We start from the raw sequence: 3,094 nt of genomic DNA, 5'->3' as shown, positions 1-3,094 counted from the left end.
ACGAGTAGAGAGGTTAACTAATGAGTGAAATAGTATTAGGCGTTGCCCTGTTTACAGTAGTGATTTTTGCACTTGTACTGGTGATTCTATTCGCCCGTAAGCAGCTCGTAAGCACAGGTGATGTTCATATTGATATCAACGGCGAAGCTGATAAAGCTGTAACGGTTCCGGCTGGTAGCAAATTATTGAATGCTTTGTCTGACAGCGGCATTTTCCTATCGTCAGCCTGTGGTGGCGGTGGTACTTGCGGCCAGTGTGTGTGTAAAGTTCTTGAAGGCGGTGGTTCAATCCTGCCAACTGAGGAAAGTCACATTACACGCCGTGAAGCAAAAGAAGGCTACCGTTTGTCATGTCAGGTTGCTGTTAAGCAGGACATGAAAATTGAAGTGCCTGAAGAAGTTTTTGGTACTAAAAAATGGGACTGCGAAGTTATCTCTAACGATAATAAAGCAACTTTCATTAAGGAGTTAGTACTTAAAATTCCTAATGGTGAAAGCGTACCTTTCCGTGCTGGTGGTTATATTCAGATTGAAGCTCCGCCGCATAAGGTTAAGTTCAGCGACTTCGACGTTCCTGCGAAATTCCGAGAAGACTGGGAACGTTTTAAGCTATTTGACCTTGAGTCAGAAGTTAAAGAAGAAACTATCCGCGCTTACTCGATGGCCAACTACCCGGAAGAAGAAGGCATTATCATGTTGAACGTGCGTATCGCCACGCCTCCGCCACGCGATATGTCATTGCCACCAGGCAAGATGTCTTCTTATATCTGGAGCTTGAAGCCAGGCGATAAGGTGACGATTTCTGGTCCTTATGGTGAGTTCTTCGCCAAAGATACCGATGCAGAGATGGTATTTATTGGTGGTGGTGCTGGTATGGCGCCAATGCGTTCGCACATCTTCGATCAGTTACGTCGCATTAAAACCGACCGTAAGATTAGTTTCTGGTACGGTGCCCGTAGCTCACGCGAAATGTTCTATGTCGAAGATTTCGATATGCTGGCCAAAGAAAATCCAAACTTTGAATGGCATGTTGCACTATCTGATCCACAGCCTGAAGATAACTGGGAAGGTTACACTGGTTTCATTCACAACGTTCTTTATGAGAACTACTTGAAAGACCACCCAGCTCCAGAAGACTGTGAGTTCTATATGTGTGGACCTCCAATGATGAATGCGGCCTGTATCCAGATGCTTGAAGATTTGGGTGTTGAGCGCGAAAACATCTTATTGGATGACTTCGGTGGTTAATCCGCTTGGGTTATAACTGAAGCTTCTATAAAATAGGCAGTCTTATGACTGCCTTTTTTTATGCCTTTATGACTCGTTTAATCAGCTTATTAAGCTTTATCCTGCTCCTGTCCGCCTGCCAGTCTGAACCTCAGTATTCAAAACTCACCGGCAGCACCATGGGTACAACCTATAATATAACCTTGGAGTCGCAGGGCATCCCACTGGAGCAATTACAGGAATCCATTAACAAAGAGCTGGACACTATCAACCAGCTGATGTCCACCTACATCCCTGATAGCGAAATCAATCAGTTCAACGCTCTGACTAGTGATCAGTGCTTTCACTTCTCTGATGCAACCTGGACCGTATTGGTGGCGGCAAGGGACATTTATCACCAGACAAACGGTGCTTTCGACATTACCGTAGGTCCCCTTATTCAACGCTGGGGCTTTGATGCGGCCGAATATGACGACAAGGTCCCTTCCAGGCAGGAAGTCGAGCGTCTGAGACTTGCTGTTGGAACTGACAAACTTAAGTTCGATTTTGCCGAGCAATGTCTATCCAAAAGTGTGCCAGAGCTAACCATCAACCTTTCAGCCATTGCCAAGGGCTACGCAGTCGATCAGCTGACTCATATCATGGAAGAGTACAATGCTGCTAACTATCTGGTGGAAATTGGTGGCGAGACCAAAGGGCAGGGAGTGAATGTGCACGGTCTGCCTTGGCGCATAGCTGTGGAAAAACCTGCATCAGGAATCCAGCAGCAGGGACTTCTTATCGTTGCCCTCTCTGGGACCTCCATTGCCACTTCCGGTGACTATCGCAATTACTTTGAAGTTGATGGACAGCGCTTTTCCCACACCATTGATCCCACAAGCGGCTACCCTATTACTCATAACCTAACCTCTGTATCAGTGATCCACCCCAGCAATATGTACGCAGATGCCTATGCTACCGCTTTCAGCGTTATGGGCTTTGAGGCAAGTAAAGAGTTTGCTAAAGAGTATCAACTACCTATATTCCTGGTAACCAAGCAAGACGGCAAGCTGACCTCTTTCACTAACGAGCAGTTTCAGGAACTGGTGCTTGATCCCAGTCAACCCACTGCAGAATAGATAATTTATAGCTTATTTTATAAACATCCTATGCTAAAATAGCATTGTTTTTAGTAATCATTGGTATTCCATCGTGACTAGTACTTTTCTACTCGCTTTTTTCTTATTTATTGCAGTCATCATTGTGATGGCGATAGGTTATCTTGTTCAGCACAAGCGAATCAGCGGCAGCTGTGGTGGCCTGGATGCATTAGGTATTGAAAAGGCTTGCGATTGCGACAAACCTTGCGCTAGAAAGCGTGCCCGTCTACGCAACGAGCGACGCCTTAATGTGGAAATTCTAGAAGACTAATTGGACTCAATTAGTCTTTGCGGCCAACAAACTGGATGGCTTTTAAAATACTTTGTCTTGATATCATCCCTACCAACTGACTCTTTTCCATTACAGGATACATACGACAGTTATCCTTTAGAAATTTCTCCGCCACATCAGCAATATTATCATCGGGATGCACGGTTTTAACTTCTTTGGTCATTAAATCCATTACACGGTGACCTAAATCGCCATGATAAATGGCACTCAAAACGGTGTGCAGACAATCCTTTTCCGAAATAAAACCCACTAATCGATTATGGTCATCCAACACTGGTGCACCAGTTAGACGGTATTCCAGCATTGTCTGAGCAGCTTCTACTATATCTGTTTGTGGTTTTAGTGTGATCATTGCCGAAGTCATATAGTCTCGGACATGAACGGACTTTATCATAAAGCTACTCCTTGATTTTATTGTAAGAACTGAACAGCTATTT

Annotated in this window: 4 protein-coding genes; 3 read left to right on the top strand and 1 reads right to left on the bottom strand. The window is 44.7% G+C overall.

The features are described 5' to 3' along the window. The first annotated feature begins 20 nt into the window (after positions 1-20). The 3 genes from nqrF (at position 21) to nqrM (ending at position 2,636) form a co-directional block, all read left to right on the top strand. Entirely contained in the window at positions 21-1,247 is a 1,227-nt protein-coding gene (gene nqrF / locus HUJ19_RS11270; protein ID WP_290624298.1) for an NADH:ubiquinone reductase (Na(+)-transporting) subunit F, read from the top strand. Between the two features lie 44 nt (positions 1,248-1,291). Continuing rightward, complete coding sequence (locus HUJ19_RS11265) at positions 1,292-2,344, top strand: FAD:protein FMN transferase (protein WP_290624297.1); 1,053 nt, start codon at positions 1,292-1,294, stop codon at positions 2,342-2,344. Between the two features lie 127 nt (positions 2,345-2,471). Beyond that, positions 2,472-2,636, top strand: coding sequence for a (Na+)-NQR maturation NqrM (gene nqrM, locus HUJ19_RS11260; protein ID WP_367274010.1), 165 nt, complete (start codon positions 2,472-2,474; stop codon positions 2,634-2,636). Between the two features lie 10 nt (positions 2,637-2,646). On the opposite strand, the gene HUJ19_RS11255 is transcribed toward nqrM, so the two are convergent. Next, the gene (locus tag HUJ19_RS11255) at positions 2,647-3,051 is read right to left on the bottom strand and encodes a CBS domain-containing protein (protein WP_290624295.1); all 405 of its coding nucleotides are present in this window, start codon (positions 3,049-3,051) and stop codon (positions 2,647-2,649) included. Positions 3,052-3,094: the final 43 nt, after the last annotated feature.

This window comes from Kangiella sp. (genome assembly GCF_014762745.1).
Taxonomy (GTDB): domain Bacteria; phylum Pseudomonadota; class Gammaproteobacteria; order Enterobacterales; family Kangiellaceae; genus Kangiella.
Note: the sequence above shows the minus strand (reverse complement) of the source record. Positions and strands in the feature narration are given on the sequence as shown.